This is a genomic window from Mesorhizobium sp. M7A.F.Ca.ET.027.02.1.1 (assembly GCF_004022985.1).
GTDB lineage: Bacteria > Pseudomonadota > Alphaproteobacteria > Rhizobiales > Rhizobiaceae > Mesorhizobium.
Map to the genome: position 1 here is coordinate 1 of NZ_RZOL01000455.1, position 4,576 is coordinate 4,576.

Sequence of the window (4,576 nt, forward strand, 5' to 3'; positions counted from 1 at the left end):
ATCGCCAAGCGCCTTGCGATAGACCCCGGAAATGGTCTGTACCGTGGCGACGTGGCGCCCAAACGCCCTTTCCAACGCGAATGAAATCTCGCCGACCGTGGCATTGGCGCGCGCGGCTCGGATGGCGAATTCCAGCAGGTTTTCATTGCCTTGCGCGGCACGGGTCAGCGCATCGAGTGCGCTTTCGACGGCGGCGACGTCGCGCGTCCCCTTCAGCCGTTGCAGCTTCGACAATTGCCGGGCCCTGACCTCGGCATTGTCGATCTTCAGCACGTCGACCTCGATGTCGGTCTCAGGCCGATGGGCGTTGACGCCGACCAGCATCTGCTCGCCGGAATCGATCCGCGCCTGCGTGCGCGCGGCGGCTTCCTCGATGCGCAGCTTGGGAATGCCCTGTTCGGTCGCCGCCGCCATGCCGCCGAGCGCCTCGACCTCCTCGATATGGGCAAGAGCGCGCGCCGCCAGATCATGCGTCAGCCGTTCGAGATAGGCCGAACCGCCCCACGGGTCGATGATGCGCGTGGTGCCGGATTCCTTTTGCAGGATGAGCTGGGTGTTGCGGGCGATCCGCGCCGAGTGGTCGGTCGGCAGCGCCATCGCCTCGTCGAAGGAATTGGTGTGCAGCGACTGGGTGTGGCCCTGCGTTGCCGCCATCGCCTCGATCATGGTGCGGACAATGTTGTTGTAGGGATCCTGCGCTGTCAGCGACCAGCCAGAAGTCTGGCAATGGGTGCGCAGCGACAGCGAGCGCTCGTCGTTGGGCGAAAAATTCTTCTGCATCAGGGTCGCCCACAACAGGCGCGCGGCCCGCAGCTTGGCGACTTCCATGAAGAAATTCATGCCGATGGCCCAGAAGAAGGACAGGCGAGGCGCAAAGCGGTCGATGTCGAGGCCCGCCGCGACGCCGGCGCGGGCATATTCGATGCCATCGGCGATCGTGTAGGCGAGCTCAAGGTCGGCCGTCGCGCCGGCCTCCTGCATGTGATAGCCGGAGATCGATATCGAATTGAACTTCGGCATGTTCTTCGATGTGTATGAGAAGATGTCCGACACGATCCGCATCGAAGGCTTTGGCGGATAGATGTAGGTGTTGCGGACCATGAACTCCTTCAAAATGTCGTTCTGAATGGTCCCGGCGAGATCCCTCTGTGCAACGCCCTGTTCTTCCGCGGCGACGATGTAAAGCGCCATGATCGGCAGCACCGCGCCGTTCATCGTCATCGATACCGTCATCTCGTCGAGCGGAATGCCGTCGAAGAGCTGCCGCATGTCGAGGATGGAATCGATGGCAACGCCCGCCATGCCAACATCGCCGGCAACGCGCGGGTGGTCGCTGTCATAGCCGCGATGCGTGGCGAGATCGAAGGCGACCGACAGCCCCTTCTGGCCGGCGGCAAGGTTGCGCCGGTAAAAGGCGTTGGAATCTTCGGCCGTCGAGAAACCGGCATATTGCCGGATGGTCCAGGGCTGCTGGACATACATGGTTGGGTAAGGGCCGCGCACGAAGGGCGGCAGCCCCGGATAGGTGTCGAGATGCGGCAGCCCCTTGAGATCGCTTTGATTGTACAGATGCTTGGCAATGAGCCCTTCCGGCGTGGTCCGCTGGCCTTTGACCTCGACAGGCGTGCGGCGTGGCGGGATCCAGCCGATCTGGCCGAAGTCCGGGATCAAGAGCCGGCTCCGATCGATTGGTCGATGCGGACTGGAAACAGCGGCTCGCAAACGGCAACGCCTTCGGTGAGGGCCGGTCGCCGTTCCGCCGCCAGCGTCTCGACGGGGCGTTCGTGTTTCGATGGATAGAGCGTGGTGCCGATAATGGCCCGTTGGCCTGCGCGGTAAGCTGCATTGCGCTGCTCCGCCGCTGCGTGGACGCGCTTCTGGATGTGTCCGTCCTGAAGGCTGGACAGGACACCGCCCTCGGCTTCGATCGTCTGCAACTCCGCCCAGGCCAGTTCGCACAATTCCGCGGTCAGCGCTTCCACAGCGCCGGAACCATAGGCGGGATCGGTGACATGATCGATATGGCTTTCATTGGCCATGATCAGCTGCGTGTTGCGGGCAACACGACGGGCAAAACCCGCCGGCAGACCGTGCGCGATCGTGTGCGGCAGGATGGAGATCGAATCGGCGCCGCCGCACGCCGCGGCAAAGCATGCAATGGTGGTGCGCAGGATGTTGGTCTCCGGGTCCATCGCCGTCATCATGCGAAACGACGTCTCGGCATGGATACTGGCCGTGGATGTCGGGATCGAACAAGCCTCCTGCACCCGCGCCCAGAGCCTGCGCAGCGCCCGCATCTTGGCTATCGACAGCAACTGGTCCTGGTCGACGCTGAGTGCAAAACCGATATGAGGTGCGGCATAGACAAGCGGCTGCCGCGCCGTCTCGAACATTCTGAGGTAGGAGACAGCCGAAGCCAGCATGATACCAAGTTCCTGCGCTTCCGTGGCGCCGGCATTGTGGAACACGCGCCCGTCAGCTTCCAGCAGCACGCCCGGAACGCCCATCGCGAAGAAATGCGCCAGCGACTGCGGCATGGAGGCCCGCAGCGCCTCGATCGACATGCGCAGCCGACCGGTTCCCGCGAAGATCGCTGCTGGATCGATGCCGAAGGAGAGGTTGAGTTTTGCCGGGTCCGACCGCCGCTTGCTCAGGAAAGCGACCAGCCAGTCGGCCACGGCGCGGCTCCAGGGATGGGCGTCGATGCGAACCTGGATGCGGTTGAGCGGTATGCCGTCAAGCACCGCCTCCAGCGCCTCCGCTGTTCTCGGCAAGCCGTAGCCGAACGCGTTCGGCGCCCCCTCGAAGACCAGCGACAATCCCGTGGCACCCTGTGCCACATCCTCCAGCGCTTGGCTTTTGGCGCGGTTGGTGTCGGGATCGTCGACTCGCTGGCTGACGATCCATGGCGATTTCGGGTTTGCGCGTACGATCGGTTCCGCCGCGGTGCTGCGGTCGTAGAGCGGTTCGATACGGATGTTGTCGTCGCTGTGCGAGACCAGCCTTTCCTCGAAGGAAGCGCCTGCCAAAGCCTTTTCCGCCAAGGCGAGCCATCGCTGGCGCTCGATGTTTTCGGGTTCCACGTCCTGGATCAAGGCTCCGGCGCCCATCCGTCCTCCTCGTTTCATGCGGCCGCACCAGCCGGGAGCGGTCCAGTCTACGGTCCCTGGTCCGATATCGCAATGCAATGCGCTTCCAGTGACCGGATTCGATCCATCAGATATAGGTCAATCCGCGTGGACGACGATTGCCAAACAGCGGCAAAATCCGCAAGCTCCAAAAACCCGATTTGAACGAATGGGGCGATTTGGGCGAATGGCCCGGATTTGGACGAATGGCCCCGATTTGGACGAATGGCCCCGATTTGGACGAATGGCCCCGATTTGGACGAATGGCATTGTCGCTGTGCAATGGCCTCACTATACCTGCGGCAAGGCCACTGGCTTTAGACACATCAGTTTGCGGAGACCGGACATATGGCTGACGACACCAGTATTTTCATCGGCGCCAGCCGCAAGCCCGACGACAGCTATCAGCGTGCCGAGCAGCTGTTGCTACGATATGGGAATCGTCATGGCTTGGTGACAGGCGCCACCGGTACCGGCAAGACAGTCACCTTGCAGATCCTGGCCGAAGGATTTTCCAACGCCGGCGTACCTGTGTTCTGCGCCGACATCAAGGGGGATCTGTCGGGTATCGCGATGATGGGCACGGCACAGGATTTCCTCGTCAAGCGGGCCGAACAGGTCAAGCTCGATCCTTATGGCTTCCAGGAATTCCCCGTCATCTTCTGGGACTTGTTCGGCGAACAGGGTCACCCGATCCGCGCCACGGTCTCGGAAATGGGGCCGTTGTTGCTGTCGCGCCTGATGAACCTGACCGAGGCGCAGGAAGGCATCATGAACATCGCCTTCCGCCTGGCTGACGAGGAAGGCCTGCTGCTGCTCGACATGAAGGACCTGCAGGCGCTGCTCGCCAACATCGCCGAGCGCGCCGACGAGATCGGCTCACGCTATGGCAACGTGACGAAGCCATCGGTCGGGGCTATCCAGCGCACGCTGCTGGTCCTGGAGCAGCAGGGGGCCGCAAACTTCTTCGGCGAACCGGCACTGCGTATCGCCGATATCATGCGCACCACCCGCGATGGACGCGGCGCCATCAGCGTGCTTGCCGCCGACAAGCTGATGATGAATCCGCGGCTCTACGCGACCTTCCTGCTATGGCTGATGTCGGAACTGTTCGAGGTGCTGCCGGAAGTCGGCGACCCCGACAAGCCGAAGCTGGTGTTCTTTTTCGACGAGGCGCATCTTCTGTTCGACGAAGCACCCAAGGTGCTGATCGATCGCGTCGAACAAGTGGTCCGACTGATCCGCTCGAAGGGCGTCGGCGTCTATTTCGTCACGCAGAACCCGTTGGATATCCCTGAAAAAGTCCTGGCCCAGCTCGGCAATCGCGTCCAGCACGCGCTGCGCGCCTATACGCCGCGTGAACAGCAGGCGGTGAGGACGGCGGCCGAAACGTTCCGGCCAAATCCCGATTTCGACTGCATGACCGCCATTACCCAGCTTGCCACGGG

3 protein-coding genes are annotated in these 4,576 nt (G+C 62.5%); 1 reads left to right on the plus strand and 2 read right to left on the minus strand.

Annotated features, from left to right (window positions below; all coding sequences use genetic code 11):
- Together scpA and EN749_RS31105 are read right to left on the minus strand one after the other, a co-directional pair.
- On the minus strand, positions 1 to 1,671 hold a 1,671-nt coding region (gene scpA, locus EN749_RS31100), incomplete at its 3' end, for a methylmalonyl-CoA mutase (RefSeq protein ID WP_128364589.1).
- On the minus strand, positions 1,668 to 3,110 hold the full coding sequence (locus EN749_RS31105; protein WP_128364590.1) for a methylmalonyl-CoA mutase subunit beta: 1,443 nt from the start codon (positions 3,108 to 3,110) through the stop codon (positions 1,668 to 1,670). The genes EN749_RS31105 and scpA, both read right to left, overlap by 4 nt.
- 366 nt (positions 3,111 to 3,476) lie before the next feature.
- Here EN749_RS31105 and EN749_RS31110 point away from each other — a divergent pair.
- Positions 3,477 to 4,576, plus strand: a 1,100-nt coding sequence (locus tag EN749_RS31110) for a helicase HerA-like domain-containing protein (RefSeq protein ID WP_128364591.1), incomplete at its 3' end; no start/stop codon positions are given.

What these genes read in the sequence shown, in the direction of transcription:
- EN749_RS31105 (WP_128364590.1), bottom strand. Translation starts at nt 3,110, where the DNA reads ATGGGCGCCGGAGCCTTGATCCAGGACGTGGAACCCGAAAACATCGAG.